Source organism: Roseateles amylovorans, from assembly GCF_025398155.2.
GTDB lineage: Bacteria > Pseudomonadota > Gammaproteobacteria > Burkholderiales > Burkholderiaceae_C > Roseateles > Roseateles amylovorans.
The window spans coordinates 882,731-903,962 of record NZ_CP104562.2 but is presented as its reverse complement, the minus strand read 5'-3'; the positions used below and the strand labels follow the sequence as shown (position 1 = coordinate 903,962).

Sequence of the window (21,232 nt, the reverse complement as noted above, 5' to 3'; positions counted from 1 at the left end):
TCAGGGCGCGGTGCGGGAGACCGCTGCGTGCGGTGCATCAACGGCCGCGGCGCCGCTGCCATTCGGCCTCATGACCGCCTGCAGGCCGCGCAGCAGCAGACCGGAGGGACCGGTCTGCCACCACCGCTGACCGGCGCCGCGTCGCGAGCGGCCGAAGGCCTGCGTGAGCCGGTCCAGGGTGATGGCGAGCAGCACGATGCCCAGGCCGCCCACCGTTGCCAGGCCCATGTCCAGGCGGCCGATGCCGCGCAGCACCATCTGACCCAGGCCGCCGACGGCGATCATCGAGGCGATCACCACCATCGACAGCGACAGCATCAGCGCCTGGTTGATGCCGGCCATGATCGACGGCATGGCCAGCGGCAGCGTCACCTTCACCAGCATCTGCCACGGCGAGGCGCCATAGGCGCGGGCCGCTTCGATGAGGTCCGGCCGCACCTGCCGCAGGCCCAGACTGGTCAGCCGCGCCAGCGGTGCCAGGGCGAACACGATGGTCACGATGACGCCCGGCACATTGCCGATGCCGAACAGCATCACCACCGGCACCAGGTACACGAAAGCGGGTGTGGTCTGCATGGCATCGAGCAGCGGACGCATCACCCGCTCGGCCCGATCGCTGCTGGCCAACAGCACGCCCAGCGGCAGACCGACCAGCAGACAGAACAGCAAGGAGGTCAGCACCAGCGACAGGGTCACCATCGCCTCCGGCCAGATGCCCAGGGCCGCCACGACCAGCAAGGCCGCCACGGTGCCGATGGCCAGCTTGCGCCCGGCGAATTGCCAGGCCAGCAGGCCGATCAGCGCGATCATGGCCAGCGCGGGCAGGCCGTTGAGCAAGGCCTGGATCTGGTTCAAGGTCGCATCGATGGGCAGCCGGATCCCCTGGAAGAAGGGGCGGAAGTGGGCGACGACCCAGCCCAGGCCGTGATTGATCCAGTCCTCGACCGGCAAGGCGCCGTTCCACAACTGTTGAAGAGGGAAGCCGGTGGCGCTGGCGGCCGTGTCGCCGAGCCCGGCAGCCCCGTGGGCGGGGGCGTCCAGCCAGGTGAAGGACCCGCTCGCGTCGGCCGCGTGGGACATGGCTTCCCACGGATCGATCTCGCCGGGCGATGGCTGGGCCGGCGCGACGCCGGCGGAGAAGGCCTCAGACGAGGCGTTGGGCAAGGGCTCGGAGAAGGTGTCGGGCTGGGCGCCGGCCTGTGTGTGGTTCAGGGTGTGGTTCAGGGTGTGGGTCAGGGCGTCGGACGCCGCGAGCTCGACCGGCTGTGGGGTGTCATTCATCGGGGGGGCTCCTCGGATCAATGGGCAGCGGCTGCAGCGGGCTGCGCAGACGTCTCGATGGGTGACGGTGGCGCGGTCTCTGTTCGGTGGTAAGGGTCGGTGGGTGGCGGGGACTCGATCGGTGGGGTGTCCCGGTCCAGGAACTTCAGCAGCGTGGTCTTGCTGATGGCGCCGCGGAAGCGGCCGTCCTCGTCCACCACCGGCACCGCGCAGCGGGACTGGGCCACCTGGCCGACCAGGCCCGCCACCGGCGCATCGGCGGCGATGGCGGCCAGATCCGGCAGGAAGGCGCGGCGCAAGCCCAAGGGCCCGACATGGCCGTCCAAAGCGGCGCGCAGCGTGTCGGCCGAGACGGTTCCCAGATAACGACGCTGCGGGCTCACCACATAGGCGAACTCGCGGTCCTGGTCCTCCAACTGCTTGAGCGCCGCGCGGGCGCCTCGGTCCTGATGCTCGGAGACGACGACCAGCGGCTGGCGCGCAATGTCGGCCGCCTTGAAGACGGCGGCTGCATCCACGCCCCGCACGAAACTGCGGACAAAGTCATCGGCCGGATCGCGCAGGATCTCATCGGGCGTGCCGACCTGCACCACCCGGCCGTCCTTCATGATCGCGATGCGGTCGCCGATGCGCATCGCTTCATCCAGATCGTGGGAGATGAACACAATGGTGCGGCGACGGACCTGCTGCAGCCGCAGCAGCTCCGATTGCATCTCGGTGCGCACGATCGGGTCCAGCGCGGAAAAGGCCTCGTCCATCAGCAGCACCGACGGGTCCGCCGCCAGCGCGCGCGCCAAGCCGACGCGCTGCTGCATGCCACCGGAGAGTTCGTCCGGATAGCTGTCGCCCCATCCGGTGAGCCCCACCTGGGCTAGGGCCTCGTCGGCCAGTCGAAGGCGGTCGTGCTTGCCGGCGCCCGCGAGTTCCAGGCCGAAGGCGGTGTTCTCGCGCACTGTCATGTGCGGCATGAGGGCGAAGGACTGGAACACCATGCTGATGTCCTTGCGGCGCAGGGCACGTAGTGCGGCATCGCTGTGGGTGTTGATGTCATGGCCATCGATCACGATGCGGCCCGCGCTGGGCTCGATCAGCCGGTTGAGCAGACGGACCAGGGTGGACTTGCCGGAACCCGACAGGCCCATGATCACGAAGATCTCGCCGGGCTGGATCTCGAAGCTGGCATCGAACACGCCGATCGATTGACCGGTGCGCGCCAGGATCTCCTGCTTGCTCACGCCCTGGCGCACGAGCGCCAGGGCGTCGTCGGGCCGGTCGCCGAAGACCTTGAAGACGTGGTCGATGAGAATGCCTTTGGCCATGTGCGGAGCTCCTTTGCGTGCAGCGATGACGGTCTCGCCGTCGGCTCAGTGGCGCGACAGGCGAGGATCACGCCAGGAACCGATGCGGCGGACCGAAGGCCGGCATGCGAGGTCCGACGAGCGGCGCATGCGACAGGCCTCGGCAGGCCGAAGGGGCTGCAGGCGGGCACTGACGACGAGAGGACGAGACCAGTCCCCGCCGGCGACTTCATTCACAGACGGCGGGCCTGGTCGAGGGGCGCCGCCTGGACGAGCCTGGCGTGGCAATGGGGCCGGGCGAACCGGCCGGAGATGCCGGGGATGTAGAGACAAGCCCGGCGGCGTGAGACCTGCACCGCGACGTGATTCGAACGATCAGCGAGTAGTGCGAGGGCGATCAAGGGTCGGTGTGACACACCGTCTCATGGCGTCTTGATCGGCGAGAGAGGCGACACCTTAATCGCCATGCGGGCCTGGGGTCAACCCGAACGGGCGCATGACGCCCAACGAGGCCGCCACCACCCCACCTCGATGCGGTTAACATGCGCTCCGCCTTGGGTGCGTTCCGTCCTGCCGGACGAAACGTTAAACGGGAAACCGGTGACGCTGTGATCCACAGCCATTCCGGTGCAGCCCCCGCTGCTGTAAGCCAGACGACCCTGCAACCAGCCACTGTGATCCGTCACGGGAAGGCGCAGGGAAGGACGATGGCGAGCCAGAATACCGGCCCGATGGCGAGTGTCAGCACCATTCCCCGGGGCGAGGGAAGCCGCTGTCGGCGCCGCGTGGCCAGCTCCTGGCCGTCTCCGTGCTGATGTCGCGTCAATAGCCCTGTCGATTGGTGGTGAGTTCAACCATTCGACGGGAGGTATCGAATGCACATCATGGAGGGCTTCCTGCCTTTCACGCATGCGCTGGCATGGACGGCAGCGTCCGCGCCCTTTCTGGCCTGGGGCCTGCACTCGGTGAGCCGCACCCTGCGGTCGCATCCGGAGCAACGCATGCTCTTGGGCGTCAGCGCCGCCTTTGCGTTCCTGCTGTCCGCACTCAAACTGCCGTCGGTGACCGGCAGTTGCTCGCATCCGACCGGCGTCGGTCTGGGCGCCTTGCTGTTCGGTCCTGCGGCCATGGTGCCGGTCGGCTTCGTGGTGCTGCTGTTCCAGGCGCTGCTGCTCGCGCATGGCGGCCTGACCACGCTGGGCGCGAACGTGTTCTCAATGGCCATCGTCGGTCCCTTCGTCGCCTATGGCGTGTTCCGCCTGGGCTGCGCACTGGGTCTGACGCGCAGCATGGCGGTGTTCCTCGCAGCCTGCCTGGGCGATTTGTCCACCTATGTGACGACCTCCGTGCAACTGGCGCTGGCCTTCCCGGATCCGGTGGGCGGCGTGCTGCTGTCGTTCGAGAAATTCGGCGGCATCTTCGCGTTCACCCAGGTGCCGCTGGCCATCACCGAAGGGCTGCTGACGGTGCTCGTGGTCAATGCGATGGCGCAGTTCAATGCGAACGAACTCCGCCTGATGCCGGTGCTGGCCCATCCGCGGAGGACCACGCCATGAGCCGCCGCACCTGGCTGCTGCTGACCGCCGTGGTCCTGCTGACCGCCCTGCCGCTGATCTGGGTGGGATCGCCCCCCCCGGATGCCTCCGGCGCACCGGGCGAGCTGTTCCAAGGCGCCGATGCCCGCGCGCAGCAGGCCATCACCCAAATCGCACCGGATTACCAGCCGTGGTTCAGCCCGGTGCTGGAACCGTCCAGTGGCGAGATCGCATCGTTGCTGTTTGCCTTGCAGGCGGCCTTGGGCGCCGGCGTGATCGGCTATTGGCTCGGTGTGTCGAAAGCCCGTGCGGCGATGGCCCCCAAGGACGCGACGCCGCCCGACGCGCATGCCGTGCCAGCGCCGTCGTCGAACGACACACGGGCAGACCGCAGTGATCATTGAGCGGCTGGCGTATGCCAGCCCTTGGCGCGCGGTGGCCCCATCGGCCAAGGCGATCTTCGCCGGCGGTGCCATGGCGGCTGCCTGGCTGGCACCGTCGCCGTGGATGGCGGCGGGCTTGGCGGCGCTCGTGGCCACCGTCACCGTGGCGGGAGCACGCATTCCGCTGCGCGACTATCTGCGCGTGGCCATGGCGCCGATGGGCTTCCTGATGCTGTCCTGCCTGACGATGCTGGTGACCGTGAACCCGTCGCCGGGCGCGCCCACCTGGCGGCTGGCCACCGAGATGCTGCCCCAGGTGCTGATGATTGCCACCCGCGCGATGGCGCTGTGCGCTGCGCTGCTGTGGCTGGTGCTCACCACGCCGCTGGGCGATCTGCTCGCCCTGCTGCGTCGCCTGCGATGCCCGGCGGTGCTGGCGGACCTGATGGCCGTGACCTACCGCATGCAGTCGGTGCTGGGGGACGCCTGGTCCGACGGTCTGACCGCACAACGTGCGCGACTGGGCCATGCGGGCCGCCTGCAATCACTCCGATCCACCGCACAGCTGATCAGCCAGATGGCGGTGCAGTGCTGGATGCGTGCAAGCGCGCTGCAGGCCGCCGCCGATGCCAGGAACTTCGACGGCACGCTGCGGTTCCTTCACGCCGCGCATCCGAACGGACGGCGTGAAGGAGCCGTCGCCGCCGCGGCAGCCATCGGACTGATCCTGCTCGCCGCCTGGGGACGCTGGGCATGACCACCTTGATCGAACTGGTGTCCGCCAGCTACCGCTATCCAGATGGCACACCCGGCCTGGACGATTGCCACCTCCGCCTGCGCGCCGGCAGCCGCAATGCGCTGCTGGGTGCGAATGGCGCCGGCAAGACGACGTTGATGCAGCACCTCAACGGGCTGCTGCGGCCGACCTCCGGTCATCTGCACTGGCAAGGCCATCCGGTGGCCTATGACCGCGCCGGGCTGCGCGCGCTGCGGCAGCAGGTCGGCCTGGTGTTCCAGAACCCGGACCGCCAGCTGTTCTCCGCGCATGTGGAAGAGGACGTCTCCTTCGGCCCGCTCAACCTGGGCCTGGGCGAGCACGATGTCCGCACCCGGGTGGCGGCAGCGCTGGACGCGGTCGGCATGCGCGCTCATGCGCGATCGCCGGTGCATCACCTGAGCTTCGGTCAGAAGAAGCGCGTCTGCCTGGCCGGCGTGCTGGCGATGCAGCCGCAGCTGCTGGTGCTGGATGAGCCGATGGCCGGCCTGGACGCACCGATGCAGCGCGACCTGCAACAGCTGCTGGACGATCTGGTGGCTCGGCACGGCGTCACCGTGTTGATCTCCACCCACGATGCTGCCTTTGCGGCGGACTGGGCGGATGAGCTGCATCTGATGGTCGCCGGCCGCTGCCGCCTGTCCGAGTCGGCGGATCGACTGATGGCGCAGCCGCAAGCCTGGCTGGACGCCGGTCAATCGCCACCGGAGGTCATCGCCGTGCATCAGGAACTGGTGCGACGCGGCGTGCTGCCGGCCACGCCGGTGCCGCGGTCGATGCCACGCCTGCTCGACCAACTGCGGAACGGGTTGACGCCTCAACCGCAGGCTCAACCGCATCCTCACATTCACCCTCATCCTCACGAGAGACCCTGTCATGACGCTGCATGATCCCGGCACCATCTGGTTCGTCGGGGCCGGTCCGGGCGATCCGGAGCTGATCACCGTGAAGGGACAGAAGCTGCTGTCCCAGGCCGGCGCGGTGCTGTTCGCCGGCTCGCTGGTCGATCGCGCGGCCACCGCGTATGCGCCGCCGGGCTGCGACATCCGCGACTCCAAGGACATGACCTTGGAAGAGATGACCGATTGGCTGATCACCCGCGCACAACAGCACGAGACCGTGGTGCGGCTGCAGACCGGCGACCCGGCGCTGTATGGCGCGCTGATTGAAATGGCCCGTCCGCTGGATGCGGCCGGCGTGCCGTGGCGCGTGGTGCCGGGCGTGTCCTCCGCAATGGCTTCGATGGCCGCTGCGGGAGAGTCGATGACGCTGCCGGAGGTCACCCAGACGGTGATCCTCACCCGCGTCGAGGGCCGCACGCCGATGCCGGAGGGCGAGGATCTGACCGCCCTGGCGGCACACCGCACCACGATCTGCATCTTCCTGTCCATCACCCTGCTGCACAAGGTGGAGGCGGCGCTGCGCCAGGCCGGCTGGCCGGAGGATGCGCCGATGCTGGTGGTGCACAAGGCGAGCTGGCCCGGTGAGGAACAAATCATCCGCGGCACGCTGGCCGACATCAAGCAGCGCTGCCGCGAGGCCGGCGTGGTCAGCCAATCCATGATCGTCGCCAGCCCCACGCTGGGCGCACGTCACTGGGAGACGCTGGCGCGCTCCAAGCTTTACGACCCCACGTTCACCCATCGCTTCCGAAAGGCCAACGCATGATCAGCTCCGACGACACCATCCTGATTGTGGGTCACGGCTCACGCGAGGATTCTGGCAACCAGGAGATCCTGGCCTTTGCCGCCCAGTGGCAGGCGCAGCTGCCGGAATGGCGCATCCGCGTGTGCTTCATCGAATTCGCGCCGCCGTCGCTGCAGAACGGCCTGATGGACGCGGCCCGCGAATCGCGGCGGGTGCTGGTGGTGCCGCTGATCCTGAACGCTGCGGGCCATGTGAAGATGGAAGTGCCGGAGGCGATCGAGCAGGCCCGGCTGGCCCATCCCCGCACCGAGATCTTGCTGGCGCCGCACCTCACCGCCTGCGACCCGATCCTGGCGCTGCTGCGCCGCCGGCTGCGCAAGGCGATGAACGCGCTGGACATGCCGGACCCCACCACCACCGGTGTGATCCTGCTGGGACGCGGCTCCTCCGATCGCGGCGCCAATGGCGACATGGCCAAGATGGCCCGCTGGCTGCTGGAGGAAGGCGACCACGAGCTGGTGGACCTGGCCTTCACCGGCATCACCTGGCCCCGTCTGGAGCGCGTGGTGCAGCGCCAGGCGCTGCTGGGCATGCGCCAGATCGTGGTGCTGCCGTACTACCTCTACACCGGCACCCTGATGCAGCGCATCCATCGGCAGGTGGATCACCTGCGCCTGCAATATCCGCAGATGCGCTTTATCTGCAGCGAGCACTTCGGCTTCGAGCCGGAGATCTTCGCGCTGATGACCCAACGCATCCTGGACCTGGACGCGAACAAGCCCGACAGCCGCCTGCCCTGTGACGGATGCTCCTATCGAGAGCTGGCGCATGAGGCCGGCCATGGTCACTCCCATGAACACACCCATGCGGTGGCCGCACCGCAGGCGCCCCGCGAGCAGGTGGTGCATGTGCATGGACTGGCCCAGGGGCAGGCGCACGCGCACGCGCACGCGCACGCGCACCCGCACCCGCACGACCGCGAGCACGGCCACGAGCACGGCCATGAACACGGCGGCGAACATGGGCACGAGCACGGTCATGCACACGGTCATTCACACGATCACGGACATCCCCATTCTCTCGATCACGCGCACGGCGCCCACGGCGCAGACGATCACAGCCACGCGGGCAGCACCCGGGAGGGCCAGACCGCATGAGCACGGTGAATGTCGTCACCGAGCAGTTGACCCGCGCCGGCCAGGTCATCGAGCACGACAGCTTCTCGATCATCGATGCGGAAGCCGGTCCGCACCCCTACACCGAGTCCCAGTGGGCCATCGTGCGGCGGATGATCCATGCGAACGCGGACTTCGACTTCAACGGCCTGACCGACTTCCATCCGCAGGCGGTGGACGCCGGCGTGGCCGCGATGCTGCGCGGCGGCACGCCGGTGGTGGCGGATGTGGAGATGATCTGCTCGGGCCTGTCGCGTCCCCGGCTGAATCACTTCGGCATGAAGACCTGGCAGTTCATCAGCGATGACGATGTGATCGCCGATGCCCAGGCCCAGGACACCACCCGCGCGGTGCAGGCCATGCGCAAGGCGCAGCGATTGGCGCTGCTGGACGGCGCGATCGTCGGCATCGGCAATGCGCCGACCGCCTTGATCGAGCTGGTGCGCCTGATCCGCGAAGAAGGGGTGCGGCCGGCCCTGGTCGTCGGCATGCCGGTGGGGTTCGTGTCGGCCCAGGAGTCCAAGGACTTGATGGCTGAGCTGCAGGAGGTGCCCTGGATCGTGATCCGCGGCCGCAAGGGCGGATCCACGTTGGTGGTGGCGGCCTTGCATGCGCTGCTGGCGCTGGCCGAGGCCCGTCAGCGTGCCAACGCTGCCACGGCCGGAGCGCCTGCATGAAAGACGCGGCCCAGGCCACGCCGCGAGGCACCCGCACCGGCTTCACCACGGGCGCCTGCGCGGCCGCGGCCGCCCGTGCGGCCGTGCTGGGCCTGGCGGGCGGCTGCGTGCCCGATCGGATCGAGAGCCTGTTGCCCAATGGCCAGCGGGTGTGGTTTGAGGTGCATGACGGCCGCTGCGCGCCGGGCAGCGCCCATGCGATGGTGGTCAAGTTCGCCGGCGACGATCCGGACTGCACTGACGGTGCGCATCTGACCGTGGACCTGCAGTTGCTGCCCGGCCAGGCCGAGCGCGTCACCTTCCATGCGGGCGACGGCGTCGGCATGGTGACGATGCCCGGACTGGGCCTGGAGGTCGGCGGCCCGGCAATCAACCCGGTCCCCCGCACCAACATTGCGGACAACCTGCGCGAGGCCGCCCCCGCCCTGCTCGCCGAGCACGGCGTGGCGGTGACCATCAGCGTGCCCGGCGGACAAGAGATGGCCCGCAAGACCACCAACGCGCGACTGGGCATCCTGGGCGGGATCAGCATCCTCGGCACCACCGGCATCGTGCGGCCCTACTCCACCGCCGCCTGGCGGGCGAGCGTGGTGCAAGGCGTGCAGGTGGCCGCCACGGTGGGGCACGGTCTGGTAGCGCTGACCACCGGCGGCCGCACCGAGACCTTCGCCATCGGCGCCCTGCGCGCCGAACGCCCGGAGCTGCCGCAGGCCTGCTTCGTGCAGATGGGCGACTTCCTGCGTTATGCGCTGGATGAGGCGGTGGCGCAGGGCATCCCGCTGGTGGTCCTGGCGGTGATGGTGGGCAAGCTCACCAAGATCGCCCAGGGCGAGACCATCACCCATGCCAACCGCAATGTGGTGGACACCGACCTGGTGGCCGAGATCGCCCGCCGCATCGGCGCCAGCCCGGCGGACTGCGAGGCGATCGCTGCGGCGGAAACCGCCCGCTTCGGCGCGGAGTTGATGGTGGAGCGCGGCCTGGGGGACGCCTTCCATCACGCGCTGGCGCAAGCGGCCATCGACACGCTGCTGGCGCCGGACCGATATGACCGCGCCTTCACCCTGCGGGTGATGGTCTGCGACTTCAACGGCCAATGCGTGGCCGATGTGCTGTCCGCGCCGGCGCTGCCCCGGGAGCGTCCGGCCACCGCCGGCCGCACCGGCACCGACCACCTGCCCGACGCGGACGGCCCGGCCGACGCGGACTGATCATCAAGCATCAAGGACACCGAGTGAGAGATCCCAATCCCTGCCATGTCGTGGGCGTGCTGGATGACGGCATGGCCAGCCTGAGCGCCACCGCCGGGGCGCTGATCCGGTCGGCGGACGTGGTCATCGGCGGCGAGCGCACGCTGGCACTGTTTGCCGACTACATCAAGCCCGGCGCCATTCGCCATGACCTGACCGGTGCGCTGACGCGCGTTCCCGACTGGGTGCGCGACGCGCGTGAACGCCTGCAGCGCTGCGTGGTGCTGGCCACGGGCGATCCCTTGTGCCACGGCATTGCGCCCTATCTGGCGCAGCATCTGTGCATCGACGCGCTGGACATCCATCCGAATCTGTCCACCCTGCAGCTGGCGTGCGCGCGCATCGGGCTCGCTTGGCAGGACGCGCGCATCGTGTCGGCGCACGGCCGCGATGCGGGGGAATGGGCCCGCGGCAGTCAGCCGTCCCACGGCCTCTATCCGCTGGCGCAGGCCCTGCGCACCCATGACCGTTTGCTGGTGCTGACCAGTCCAGCCAATTCGCCAGACCGGATTGCCAGGCTGCTGCTGGCGGAAGGCCTGGGCGATGATTTCCTCATGGCGGTCGCCGAGCGGCTGATGCAGCCCGAGGAGCGGGTGCTGCCCCAACTGGAACCGAGTGACGCTGCAAACCAGCAGTTTGCGGATCTGAACGTGGTGCTGCTGTGGCGCCGACTGCCGGCCCCGCGACCGGTGCGCTTCGGCCTGGCCGATGCGGCCTATCACCAGCGTCAGCCGGAGAAGGGGCTGATCACCAAACAGGAAGTGCGGGCGGTGAGCCTGGCGCGGCTGCAGTTGCGTGCCGACAGCGTGGTGTGGGACATCGGCGCCGGCTCGGGATCGGTGGGCTTGGAGGCCGCGCGGCTGTGTCCGCAGGGCCATGTCTATGCCATCGAGAAGAACGAGGGCGACGTGGCCATCGCCCGGCGCAATCACGAGGCCTTCGGCGTCAGCAACTACAGCCTGTTCTTCGGCAAGGCGCCGGAGGGGCTGGCGGCGTGGCCCGCACCGGATGCGGTGTTCGTCGGCGGATCGGGCGGTGAACTTGCCACGCTGATCGGTCAGGTGATGCAGCGGCTGCGGCCCGACGGTCGACTGGTGATGAACTTCGTGACGTTGGAGAACCTGGCCGCCGCCACCGCTGCCTTGCAGGCCTTGGCGTCGGACGGCGTGGCCTGGGACGTGCTGCAGATCCAGGCCGCGCGCAGCAAGCCGATTCTTCACATGCATCGCATGGTGGCCGAGAACCCGGTGTGGATCGTGTGCGCCTGGAAGGAGACCGCACCCGTCGCGGCTTCGGAGGCCAGCGATGAGTGAAGCCTTGCCCGTCTCGCGCGGCACGCTGTGGGGCGTGTCGCTGGGTCCCGGCGATCCGGGCCTGATCACCCGTGCGGCCTGGCAGGCGCTGACGCGCACCGATGCGGTATGGGTCTATCCCGCGCGCAGCGGCAAGACGCCCAGCTATGCCTTCGACATCGTGCAACGCGCGGGGCTGACGCCGCCGGCCACCCACCGTCAGTTGCTGTTCCCGATGACGCATGACGGCGAGAAACTGGCCCGCGCCTGGCTGAAAGCCGCAGAGACGGTGCTGCCCTGGCTGCAGGCGGGTCAGGATGTGCTGTTCCTGGTGGAGGGCGATGCCAGCACCTACGCCACCTTCGGCCATCTGGCGCGCACGGTGCGGGCGATCGATGCGCAGGTGCCGGTTCGCGTGATTGCCGGCGTGAATGCCTTCACCGCCGCGTGCGCGAGCGTGGACGTGCCCTTTGCAGAGCAGGACGACACTATCGCGATCGTGCCCGCCGCGTACGGCGTGAGCGCGGTCGACCGCCTGCTGCCGGACTTCGACACCCTGGTGCTCATGAAGATCAAGCCGCTGATCGGCGAGCTGCTCGATTGGCTGGAACAGCGGTCGCTGCTGGCCGAGGCGCACTTCATCGAGCGCGTGGGCGCGCCGGACGAGCGCCGCGTCTCGGGCCCGGCGCTGCTGAGTCTGCGTGGCGAGAAGGTGAGCTACCTCTCGTTGCTGATCGTCAAGAACCCGCACCGCATCCGCGGTGAACGCATCAAGGGCTGCCTGAAGAAGAGCGGCCCGGTGCCAACGACCTTGGAATCCCCATGAGCTCTGCTGTTTCCTCCAGCGATTCGAACGCCGCATCGCCCATCGCCTCGCCGGTGCTGTCGAGCGTGCCGGTGGCCGATCCGCGGCTGTGCATCGTGGCCATCACCAAACACGGCGCCGCGCAGGCGGCTCGGCTGGCGGCGGACCTGCCGCAGGCGCAGATCTGTACCTCGGCAAAGTTCGCGTCGGCCTTTGCCGGCCTGCCCAACACGGTGCATGCCTACGAAGGCGCGCTGCGGGATCAGATCGGCCCGCTGTTTGCCGACCAGGATCAGCTCATCTTCTTCGTCTCGCTCGGGGCGGTGGTCCGGCTGATTGCGCCGCATCTGAAGGACAAGGATGTGGACCCGGGTGTGATCGTGGTGGACGATGCCGGCCGGTACGTCATCCCGGTGCTGTCCGGCCATGTGGGCGGCGCGAATGAATGGAGCGAGCGGGTGGCCGATCTGCTGGGCGCGGTGCCGGTGTTGACCACCGCCTCCGATGTGGGCCGGACGATTCCGGTGGACATCCTGGGCCGACATCTGGGATGGCGGGTCGAGGCGCCGAAGATCAACATCACGCGGGTGTCGGCCCATGTGGTCAACGGCGAGCCGATCGCGTTCGTGCAGGACGCCGGCAGCCGCGACTGGTGGACCCGCCCCACCCCGCTTCCCGCCAACATCCATCGATTCGATCGCTTCGATGAGGTGGACCTGTCGCGCTTCGCCGCCGTGCTGTGGGTGACCCACACGCCGATCGAGCCGGCACAGTGGACCCAGTTGCATGAGCGACTGGTGGTCTATCGTCCGCCGGTTGAGGAAGCCGCCGCGCCGGCCGCTGCGCGGGCCGCTTCCTCGGCCGCGTCGGTCGCGTCGGCCGTGACCAGCGCGACCGCCCACCCATGACGGCGATCACCCTGGGCGTGGGCTGCGACCGCGGCACCTCGGTCGAGACGATCCGCGAGGCGGTCGACGCGGCGCTTCGCCAGGCCGGGCAGCGCGCGGATCAGGTGACCGCCGTGGGCAGCATCACGCTCAAGGCCGACGAGGCCGGACTGCTGGCGCTGGCGGCGCAGCACGGCTGGCCGCTGCATTTCTACACGCCCGAGGCGCTGGCGGCGGTGCCGGTGCCCAACCCCTCGGAGACGGTGCGTCGACACACCGGAACGCCGTCGGTGAGCGAGGCGGCCTGTCTGCTGGCGGCCGGCGCGGGCACGCCGATGACGGCATTGATCGTCGAGAAGCTCCGCCACCGCGGCCAGGACGGTCGCCACGCCACCGTATCGATTGCAAGGAAGACACCATGACATTGGACCCCCACGAGCCCGCGGCCACGCCGCACGGCAAGATCATGCTGGTGGGCATCGGCCCCGGCAGCGAGCAGCACATGACCCATCGGGCGCGAGCCGCCATCGCGGAAGCGGATGTGGTGATCGGCTATGTCACCTACATCAAGCTGGTGGCCGATCTGCTGGAGGGCAAGGAAGTCATCCGCAAGTCCATGACCGAGGAACTGGACCGGGCGGTGAGCGCGTTGGAGGCCGCCCGCAGCGGCAAAAAGGTGGCGCTGATTTCCTCGGGCGATGCCGGCGTCTACGGCATGGCCGGTCCGACCTATGAGGTGCTGTTCCAGGCGGGCTGGACACCGGACGACACGGTACAGGTGGAGATCATTCCTGGGGCCTCCGCGCTCAACAGCTGCGCGGCCTTGGTGGGCGCGCCGCTGACCCATGATTTCTGCGCGATCTCGCTGTCCGACCTGCTCACGCCATGGCCGACGATTGCACGCCGGCTGGATGCGGTGGCGATGGCCGACTTTGTCGTCGCGCTCTACAACCCCAAGAGCGGACGGCGCACCCGGCAGATCGTCGAGGCACAGCGGCTGTTCCTGCGCCATCGCCGCGCGGACACGCCGGTGGCGATCGTCAAGAGTGCGTATCGGCGGCGTCAGAACATCGTGTTCACCACGCTGGACCAGATGGCCGAGGCCGACATCGGCATGCTGAGCACGGTGCTCATCGGCAACAGCAACACCTTCGTCCAGCACGGCTTGATGGTGACGCCGCGCGGCTATGCCAACAAGTACGACATGGCCGACGGCGCGACGCGCGAGGGCGAGCGGGCCGGTCGCTCGCTCTCCACCGGCCTGCTCGGCTGGCTGGAGCAGCTCCGAGCCGACCATGCGGCGGGAGACGATCTGGCCACGCTCGCACGGCGCCATCGCCTGCCGGCGGATTACCTCGCCGCCGTGCTGTCGGAGCCGGAGGAACTCGAGGCGTCCGGCGCCGCGCAGGCGTCCGAAGCGGAACAGCTGGAGGACCAGGCGTGAGCGAATCCGAGGTCATCAAACCGAAGATCGGCGAGTACCGTCGGCACATCCTGGTGTGCACCGGCGAGCGCTGCACCAGCGACGGCGCGTCTCAAGCGCTGTTCGACAGCCTGGGCGACAAGTTCAAGGCCGCCGGCCTCAATGCCGGCCCGCTGCGGGTCAAGCGCACCCGCGCCAGTTGCTTCGCGGCCTGCAAGGGTGGCCCGATCGTCTGTGTGCAGCCGGACGGCACCTGGTATTACAACGTCACGCCGGACAACATGGACCGCATCATCCAGGAGCATCTGGTGGACGGGCGACCGGTGGCGTCGCTGGTGTTCCATCAGGCTGAGCCAGCGGACCCGGCGGACCCGACGGACCCGGTTGATCAGCGCGGAGCAAGCGAATGAGTTCGTCCTTCCAGCTGTCGCCCGGCAGCGTGGCCCTGGTGGGCGGCGGCCCTGGTGCGGCGGACCTGATCACCCTGCGCGCCTTTCACTGCCTGCAGCAGGCCGATGTGGTGCTGCACGATCTGCTGGTCGGCCCGGACGTGCTGGCCCACATTCCGGAGGGTGTGGCGCGCATCAATGTCGGCAAGGCCGCGGGCCGGCACAGTTGGGCGCAGGCCGACATCTGCGCCTTGCTGGTGGAGAAGGCGCGCGCCGGGCTGCGGGTGGTGCGGCTCAAGGGCGGGGATCCGTTCATCTTCGGCCGTGGCGGTGAGGAGATGGACGCGCTGATGGCGGCCGGCATTGCGGTGCAGGTGATTCCGGGGATCACCGCCGCGATGGGTGCGGCAGCCAGTCTGGCCTTCCCGCTGACCCATCGCGACCATGCCCACAGCTGCGTGTTCGTCACCGGTCATCTGCAGCATGACCAGTTGTCGCTGAACTGGACGGCATTGGCCCAACCGCGCCAGACGGTGGTGATCTATATGGGGCTGACCGGGGTCAAGACGATTGCGGCGGAGTTACAGGCGGCGGGGCTGGCGGCGCAGACGCCGGTCGCCATCGTCAGATCGGCGACGTGTCCGGATCAGGCCACCTTTGTGACCACCTTGGAGGGCCTGCCCGAGACGGTGCGATTGCAGCAGGTGCAGCCGCCGGCGTTGCTGATCATCGGGTCGGTGGTTGGGTTGATGGACGTAGCGGCCACTCAACGGACACGATCGCCTTGATTGCGAGGCGACAGTGGCGTCATCAAGGCTTGAGTCCGCGTTGACGCGCCAACGCGGGTTTGGCCTTCAGCATGGCGGCGGTGAATTCAGCTGCGGTCAGGAGGGAGGACTCGCCTGACAGGCTGACCAGCACGAAGGTGACGGACTCGGCAATGGGTGCCAGTGCGTCCTCATTCGGCACTTCGGAATCCGCCTTCGCTGCCGCATCGGCGGTCGGAATGCTGCCGCCACCGCCACTGCCACTGCCGCCGCCATCGCCCGCGCCGTCCTCTGTCGTCTCCGCGCCGCCGCTCTGGGCGCCTCTGACTTTGTCCAGGCACGCCAGGTAGCAACGAAGCGTCGCGGCATCTGTGCTTTGCAGACGCACGAGGTCGCTTTCTTCATTCAGGTCGATGGTCTTGGCGCCATCGGCGCTTGAGTAGCACCGGGCTTCCAAGGTGAATCCGCCATCGTTCGGTACCCCGTAGACAAAGAAGTGAGCGTCTTTGGCCTGATGGCTTGTCAACGTTGGATAGGTCTGGGAGAGAAGGTCCGCGAAACTTCCAGCCCTCACGGTCTTCTTCGTCGAATCCAGCACGAACTCGGGAAACTTTTTCTTTTCACTCTGGATGGACCCTTTGACCTTCTTGAACTCGATCAATCGGCACTCCGCTCCCTGAGCGAGCAGCAGGTCTCCAAAGCTCGTTTCTTGATCTCCTGCCAGGGGAAAGGCCGCAGCAGCTGCTGGCAAGACTCGCCGAACGAAGGCGTATTCGACGGTTTTCTCCCACCAGACGTAGCGGACGGGCGGCGGGGCGACGGTGCCCTCGCTGGGCGGGGTGGGATCAGTCGCGGGAGGGGTGACATGCATGTCGATCTGGCTTCCTGCAGAGACTTTTGGCGGCGGTGTCGCAGCGGGTTGCTGGACCCAAGACGCCCGTTATAGCTGCCCCGCCCGCCACCTATGCGCCAACTCCTCCGGCCAGAAGCTGGACGGCACCACCAGCACGGCGCTCGTCGACGGATGGGTCAGGATGGGCAGCAGGCTGCCGGTGAGCACCCCATCGGGCAGATGCTGGCGGAACACCATGAAGGTGGTGGAACGAATCGGCCGCTCGGAAAACACCGGCGGCACGACGAAGCCCATGGCGCGTGTCATTTCATCGGTGACGTTTTGGGCCAGCCGCTTCAGGACCGGATGGGTCTGCTCGGTGTTCTTGAATGAATAAAACGCGCTCGCCACCGCCTGCAGCTCCCGTGGATGTTCATCGAAATAGCGGTCGGAGGAATGCACCAGCATGGCGGGGCAGTCGGTATCACCCGGCGAGAACAGCTGGCGATTGGCCTGCACCAGCGCGCCCCATCCGATCTGGCCCTCCGTGATCAGCAGGCGCTGCTTTCGGAGGATTTCCATCAGCTCATCGCCATCCGGCATCCATCCCGGTCGTGGGCCCATCAGCGACTCGACGACATCGGGGTCCAGGTGGCGCTGCCACCCGGCGTGCCGGCTGCGCAGGGTATTGAGCATGCTGGCGAATTCGGGCTGGGCGGGCATCGGGCTGACCAGCGGCTCGAAGGACGCCGCTTCGAGGTCGGCCTCCTTCGCCGGGCGGCGCAGACCCAGGCGCGCCCTGACCCATCCCAGGAGTTCCCCCCCGAACGTGGCGGGCCTCGACTTGGCGGGCGAGGAGGAAGCCCGTGGCGGTTGGCGGTCGTTCATGCGGTCAAAGGGCGACGGTCGATGCGGCCACATTCTGCGCGGTGGCGTGATCGCACCGCCTCACTGCAGCCGTCGAATCAGGACATTGTTGGCAGGGGCGCACCCATCGCGCCATTCAGAGAGCCATTCAATGAGCCATGCAAGAGGCTCCGCGATACGAAGTTCAAGCGCACTTTCGAGAGGACGTCGCCTCAGAAGACGGGGCAGCGCCGTCGGAAGACGGAGCGGCGCACCTCGGCTTGGGGGCGCCAAAGCGCCTCGGCACAGACGTTTCTTCAAAGATTTCAAGAATCACTAGACGACTGGTCTATTTAATCGTTATCATGAGCCCATGCGCTGTTGAAGAGCGGGCCCGGTTTGAAACGACCCCGGCCATCCCGGCAACAGGCCGCAGGACGGTGCTGCCGTGCTGCGCTCAACCCGCCACCTCGCTGAGGTGTTTTTTCAGGCCAAACGACTAGTAGACTGGTCTAGGTTGTTCAAATTCTTGCTTTAGGAGATTGAAATGAAAGTTCTGATGGTCCTCACCTCCCACGATCAACTCGGCAACACGGGCCGCAAGACCGGCTTCTGGCTGGAAGAGCTGGCCGCGCCGTACTACGCGTTCAAGGAAGCCGGCGCCGAGATCGTGCTGGCCTCGCCCAAGGGCGGCCAGCCGCCGCTCGATCCCAAGAGCAATGAGCCGATGTTCCAGACCGAGCTGACCCGCCGCTTCGAGAACGATGCCGACGCCACCGCCCAGCTCGCCCACACCGTGCGCCTGGACTCGGTCTCCCAGGCCGACTTCGACACCGTGTTCTATCCCGGCGGCCACGGCCCGCTGTGGGACCTGACCGAAGATCCCCGCTCCGTCGCGCTGATCGAATCGTTCATCGCCGCCAACAAGCCGGTCGCCCTGGTCTGCCACGCCCCCGGCGTGCTGCGCGATGTGAAGGCGCCCAACGGCCGTCCCCTGGTCGAAGGCAAGCAGGTCACCGGCTTCGCCAACACCGAGGAAGAAGGCGTGGGCCTGACCCAGGTCGTGCCTTACCTGGTGGAAGACATGCTGATCGCCAAGGGCGGCGTCTACTCCAAGGGCGCGGACTGGGGCTCGTACGTCGTCACCGACGGCCTGCTCATCACCGGCCAGAACCCCGGCTCCTCGGCCGAAGCCGCCCAGGTGCTGATCAGCCGCCTCGCTGCGGCCTGAGCCCATCTGCGATGAGCCGACGCGAGCCCGCGTCGACTCATCGCCCCCACCCGAATTGATTTCATCTCGTGGTGCCTTCATCGGGCACCCCGATCGACCTCGCACATCTCAGAAAGCGCCACGATCATGATCACCCGCTTCTTCTCCCTGCGCCAAGCCCGCGCCCTGCTGACGTTCTCCACCCTTGCCGTCGCTCTCGCCAGCGCCGTCATCACCCCGGCCATGGCCGCCGAGGCCAAGCGTGCAGCGCCGGCCGTGACCAGCGCGCAACCGGCTGGCAGCTACATCACGACCAAAGACGGCGTGCAGCTCTACTACAAGGACTGGGGTCCGCGTGACGGCCAGCCCATCGTCTTCAGCCACGGCTGGCCGCTGAGCTCGGACAGTTGGGAAAGCCAGATGATCTTTCTGGCCAGCCAGGGTTATCGCGTCATCGCCCACGATCGCCGTGGCCATGGACGTTCGACCCAGCCTTGGGAAGGCAACGACATGGACCACTACGCCGATGACCTGTCCACCGTCATCGAGACGCTGAACCTCAAGAATGCGGTGTTGGTGGGCTTCTCCACCGGCGGCGGCGAAGTCGCCCGCTACATCGGCCGGCATGGCACCTCGCGGGTGGCCAAGGTGGCGCTGGTGTCGGCCGTCACGCCGGTGATGATCAAGTCTGAGAAGAACCCCAACGGCGTGCCGATCGAGGTGTTCGACGGCATCCGCGCCGGCCAGTTGGCCAACCGCGCCCAGCTGTACAAGGACATCGCGGCCGGTCCGTTCTTCGGCTTCAACCGTCCGGGCGCGAAGGTCTCTCAAGGCCTGATCGACAACTGGTGGCTGCAGGGCATGCAGGCCGGACACAAGAACACCTATGACTCGATCAAGGCGTTCTCGGAATCCGACATGACCGATGACCTGAAGAAGATTGATCGCCCGACCTTGGTCGTGCACGGTGATGACGACCAGATCGTGCCGATCGACATCTCCGGCCGCGCCACCGCCAAGCTGGTGAAGGGCGCCCAACTGCTGGTGTACCCCGGCGCGCCGCACGGCCTGACCGACACCCACAAGGACCGCCTGAACGCGGACCTGCTGGCCTTCATCCGCCAGTGAGCCTTGCGCGGCGCCATCCCGGCGCCGCATGACCGAGGACCGGACGCGCCTGCGCGCCGTGCCGGTCCCGGTCCCTCCCCGCCACATGCCCCACGCCATGGCGAGCCATCTGCGGCCACGGCCGGCGGAGCACTGGCCGAATCCACGCGCTGAGCGGCCCACCGCCTGCGGCTCAGCCACTCTTCCCCCAATGGATTCGTTGATCCATTGAGCCACCGATCCAGTGATCGGTTGTCCATTCCCAGGAGTTCCACCATGAAGCGTTTCGCCCTGCTCACCACCCTTGCAGCTTCCATCGTCGCCTTGATGGCGGGCCCGGCCGCAGCAGCCGATCTGCCCTCCGTCGTGCTGGTGCACGGCGCCTATGCCGACGGCTCGGACTGGGCCAAGGTCATCCCGCTGCTGCAAGCCAAGGGCATCCACGTGACCGCAGTCCAGAACGGACTCGAATCCCTGGCCGGGGATGTGCAAGCCACCCAACGCGCCATCGGCAACCAGAAGGGTCAGGTCGTGCTGGTCGGCCACTCCTGGGGCGGCACGGTGATCACCGAAGCAGGCAATGACGACAAGGTTGCCGCCCTGGTCTATGTGGCGGCCTATGCGCCGGATGCGGGTCAGGGGACACGGGAACTCTCCGCCGGCTATCCCGCCTCGCCCGGCATCCAGAAACTGGTGGCCGATGCCAACGGCTGGCTGACGTTGCCGCCGGCCGCGCTGGCCGAGGATTTCGCCCAGGACGTGCCCGCTTCGCAAGCCGTGGTGATGGCCGCCACGCAGGGCCCGCTGCAGGTCAAGGCGCTGTCGGACAAGGTCACGGTCGCGGCCTGGAAGACCCGTCCGTCCTACTACATCGTCAGCGCCAACGACCGCATCATCCATCCCGATCTCGAGCGCGCGATGGCCCGCAAGATCGGCGCGAAAGTCACGACGCTGCCCACCAGCCACGTCCCGCAGCAGTCACGCCCCGCCGACGTCGCGGCCGTGATCATCGACGCGGTGAACGCCGTCGCCAAGTGAGCCGCCGAGGGCGCGTCCCCGCGCGCCCCAGCCCAACGCGCAAAGCCTGACGCCGAAGGCCCAGGGGCCACTTGCCTGGCCCTCGCCTTCGCCCTCGCCATCCCCTTGCCCGCCCTGACCGCTCCCGCCTGAAGACCGCCATGACCCACACCATCCAAACGCTCTCCCTCGCCGACGCGAAAGCCATGACCCAAGCGGCCGAAGCCCATGCGGCCACACTCGGCATTCCGTTCTCCATCGCCGTCGTGGACGGTGGCGGTCACCTGCTGAGCTTCAGTCGAGGCGATGGCGGTGCGGTCGGATGCGTCGATCTGGCGATCAACAAGGCCTTCACCGCCGTCGCCTACGGACGCGCCACCGCCGACATCGCGCCGCTGGCCCAGCCTGGCGCGCCGCTCTTCGGCCTCCAGCACAGCCTGAACGGTCGCGCCGTGGTCTTCGGCGGCGGCGTGCCGGTGACGTCCCACGGTGCGGTGATCGGGGCCGTCGGCGCCAGCGCCGGCACGATCGAACAGGACATCAGCGTCGCCATGGCAGCGCTCTCCGCGCTGACGGACACCGCCACGCCGACAGCGCCCCGCGTCCCGACTGCCTCTTGACTCGCTGACCCAGCAC

General features: G+C 68.0%; 23 protein-coding genes and 1 riboswitch. Of the genes, 19 read left to right on the top strand and 4 right to left on the bottom strand.

Going from position 1 to position 21,232, the window contains the following annotated elements:
• Entirely contained in the window at positions 1-1,281 is a 1,281-nt protein-coding gene (gene proW / locus N4261_RS04000) for a glycine betaine/L-proline ABC transporter permease ProW (RefSeq protein WP_261758928.1), read from the bottom strand.
• 17 nt (positions 1,282-1,298) lie between these two features.
• Positions 1,299-2,600 carry a glycine betaine/L-proline ABC transporter ATP-binding protein ProV gene (gene proV / locus N4261_RS03995; protein ID WP_261758927.1) on the bottom strand — a complete coding sequence of 434 codons (1,302 nt, stop codon included), beginning with the start codon at positions 2,598-2,600 and terminating at the stop codon, positions 1,299-1,301.
• Between the two features lie 518 nt (positions 2,601-3,118).
• Positions 3,119-3,325: riboswitch (cobalamin riboswitch) on the top strand.
• Between the two features lie 129 nt (positions 3,326-3,454).
• Between proV and N4261_RS03990 the strand changes: the two genes are divergently transcribed.
• The 15 genes from N4261_RS03990 to cobA are packed head-to-tail and all read left to right on the top strand — an operon-like array spanning position 3,455 to position 15,605.
• Positions 3,455-4,135, top strand: coding sequence for an energy-coupling factor ABC transporter permease (locus N4261_RS03990; RefSeq protein ID WP_261758926.1), 681 nt, complete (start codon positions 3,455-3,457; stop codon positions 4,133-4,135).
• Positions 4,132-4,518 carry an energy-coupling factor ABC transporter substrate-binding protein gene (locus tag N4261_RS03985; RefSeq protein ID WP_261758925.1) on the top strand — a complete coding sequence of 129 codons (387 nt, stop codon included), beginning with the start codon at positions 4,132-4,134 and terminating at the stop codon, positions 4,516-4,518. Before N4261_RS03990 ends, N4261_RS03985 begins: the two co-directional genes overlap by 4 nt.
• Positions 4,508-5,254, top strand: coding sequence for a cobalt ECF transporter T component CbiQ (gene cbiQ, locus N4261_RS03980; protein ID WP_261758924.1), 747 nt, complete (start codon positions 4,508-4,510; stop codon positions 5,252-5,254). The genes N4261_RS03985 and cbiQ overlap by 11 nt, the downstream gene beginning before the upstream one ends.
• Positions 5,251-6,162, top strand: a complete 912-nt coding sequence (locus N4261_RS03975; RefSeq protein WP_261758923.1) for an energy-coupling factor ABC transporter ATP-binding protein — start codon at positions 5,251-5,253, stop codon at positions 6,160-6,162. The genes cbiQ and N4261_RS03975 overlap by 4 nt, the downstream gene beginning before the upstream one ends.
• The gene (gene cobM / locus N4261_RS03970) at positions 6,149-6,940 is read left to right on the top strand and encodes a precorrin-4 C(11)-methyltransferase (protein WP_261758922.1); all 792 of its coding nucleotides are present in this window, start codon (positions 6,149-6,151) and stop codon (positions 6,938-6,940) included. Before N4261_RS03975 ends, cobM begins: the two co-directional genes overlap by 14 nt.
• Complete coding sequence (locus N4261_RS03965; protein WP_261758921.1) at positions 6,937-8,076, top strand: sirohydrochlorin chelatase; 1,140 nt, start codon at positions 6,937-6,939, stop codon at positions 8,074-8,076. Before cobM ends, N4261_RS03965 begins: the two co-directional genes overlap by 4 nt.
• The gene (locus tag N4261_RS03960) at positions 8,073-8,771 is read left to right on the top strand and encodes a precorrin-8X methylmutase (protein WP_261758920.1); all 699 of its coding nucleotides are present in this window, start codon (positions 8,073-8,075) and stop codon (positions 8,769-8,771) included. Before N4261_RS03965 ends, N4261_RS03960 begins: the two co-directional genes overlap by 4 nt.
• Positions 8,768-9,982 carry a cobalt-precorrin-5B (C(1))-methyltransferase gene (locus N4261_RS03955; RefSeq protein ID WP_261758919.1) on the top strand — a complete coding sequence of 405 codons (1,215 nt, stop codon included), beginning with the start codon at positions 8,768-8,770 and terminating at the stop codon, positions 9,980-9,982. The genes N4261_RS03960 and N4261_RS03955 overlap by 4 nt, the downstream gene beginning before the upstream one ends.
• A gap of 23 nt (positions 9,983-10,005) precedes the next feature.
• Entirely contained in the window at positions 10,006-11,334 is a 1,329-nt protein-coding gene (gene cbiE, locus N4261_RS03950) for a precorrin-6y C5,15-methyltransferase (decarboxylating) subunit CbiE (RefSeq protein WP_261758918.1), read from the top strand.
• Positions 11,327-12,139: a precorrin-2 C(20)-methyltransferase gene (gene cobI / locus N4261_RS03945; RefSeq protein ID WP_261758917.1), complete on the top strand. Its 813-nt coding sequence runs from the start codon at positions 11,327-11,329 to the stop codon at positions 12,137-12,139. The genes cbiE and cobI overlap by 8 nt, the downstream gene beginning before the upstream one ends.
• Complete coding sequence (locus N4261_RS03940) at positions 12,136-13,026, top strand: cobalamin biosynthesis central domain-containing protein (RefSeq protein ID WP_261758916.1); 891 nt, start codon at positions 12,136-12,138, stop codon at positions 13,024-13,026. Before cobI ends, N4261_RS03940 begins: the two co-directional genes overlap by 4 nt.
• Positions 13,023-13,427 (top strand): cobalamin biosynthesis protein, encoded by a 405-nt coding sequence (locus N4261_RS03935; RefSeq protein WP_261758915.1) that lies wholly within the window; start codon positions 13,023-13,025, stop codon positions 13,425-13,427. Before N4261_RS03940 ends, N4261_RS03935 begins: the two co-directional genes overlap by 4 nt.
• The gene (gene cobJ / locus N4261_RS03930; protein WP_261758914.1) at positions 13,424-14,449 is read left to right on the top strand and encodes a precorrin-3B C(17)-methyltransferase; all 1,026 of its coding nucleotides are present in this window, start codon (positions 13,424-13,426) and stop codon (positions 14,447-14,449) included. The genes N4261_RS03935 and cobJ overlap by 4 nt, the downstream gene beginning before the upstream one ends.
• Complete coding sequence (locus N4261_RS03925; RefSeq protein ID WP_261758913.1) at positions 14,446-14,838, top strand: (2Fe-2S) ferredoxin domain-containing protein; 393 nt, start codon at positions 14,446-14,448, stop codon at positions 14,836-14,838. The genes cobJ and N4261_RS03925 overlap by 4 nt, the downstream gene beginning before the upstream one ends.
• Positions 14,835-15,605, top strand: a complete 771-nt coding sequence (cobA, locus tag N4261_RS03920; protein ID WP_261758912.1) for a uroporphyrinogen-III C-methyltransferase — start codon at positions 14,835-14,837, stop codon at positions 15,603-15,605. Before N4261_RS03925 ends, cobA begins: the two co-directional genes overlap by 4 nt.
• A gap of 22 nt (positions 15,606-15,627) precedes the next feature.
• Here cobA and N4261_RS03915 read toward each other — a convergent pair whose 3' ends face one another.
• The gene (locus N4261_RS03915; protein WP_261758911.1) at positions 15,628-16,455 is read right to left on the bottom strand and encodes a hypothetical protein; all 828 of its coding nucleotides are present in this window, start codon (positions 16,453-16,455) and stop codon (positions 15,628-15,630) included.
• Positions 16,456-16,524: 69 nt separating this feature from the next.
• The gene (locus N4261_RS03910) at positions 16,525-17,304 is read right to left on the bottom strand and encodes a hypothetical protein (protein WP_261758910.1); all 780 of its coding nucleotides are present in this window, start codon (positions 17,302-17,304) and stop codon (positions 16,525-16,527) included.
• A 505-nt stretch (positions 17,305-17,809) separates the two neighbouring features.
• Between N4261_RS03910 and N4261_RS03905 the strand changes: the two genes are divergently transcribed.
• The 4 genes from N4261_RS03905 to N4261_RS03890 all read left to right on the top strand — a co-directional run bounded on the left by N4261_RS03905 (position 17,810) and on the right by N4261_RS03890 (position 21,216).
• Entirely contained in the window at positions 17,810-18,493 is a 684-nt protein-coding gene (locus N4261_RS03905) for a type 1 glutamine amidotransferase domain-containing protein (protein WP_261758909.1), read from the top strand.
• 126 nt (positions 18,494-18,619) lie between these two features.
• On the top strand, positions 18,620-19,600 hold the full coding sequence (locus tag N4261_RS03900) for an alpha/beta fold hydrolase (RefSeq protein WP_261758908.1): 981 nt from the start codon (positions 18,620-18,622) through the stop codon (positions 19,598-19,600).
• A gap of 255 nt (positions 19,601-19,855) precedes the next feature.
• On the top strand, positions 19,856-20,617 hold the full coding sequence (locus tag N4261_RS03895) for an alpha/beta fold hydrolase (protein ID WP_261758907.1): 762 nt from the start codon (positions 19,856-19,858) through the stop codon (positions 20,615-20,617).
• A gap of 140 nt (positions 20,618-20,757) precedes the next feature.
• Positions 20,758-21,216, top strand: a complete 459-nt coding sequence (locus N4261_RS03890) for a GlcG/HbpS family heme-binding protein (RefSeq protein ID WP_261758906.1) — start codon at positions 20,758-20,760, stop codon at positions 21,214-21,216.
• Positions 21,217-21,232: the final 16 nt, after the last annotated feature.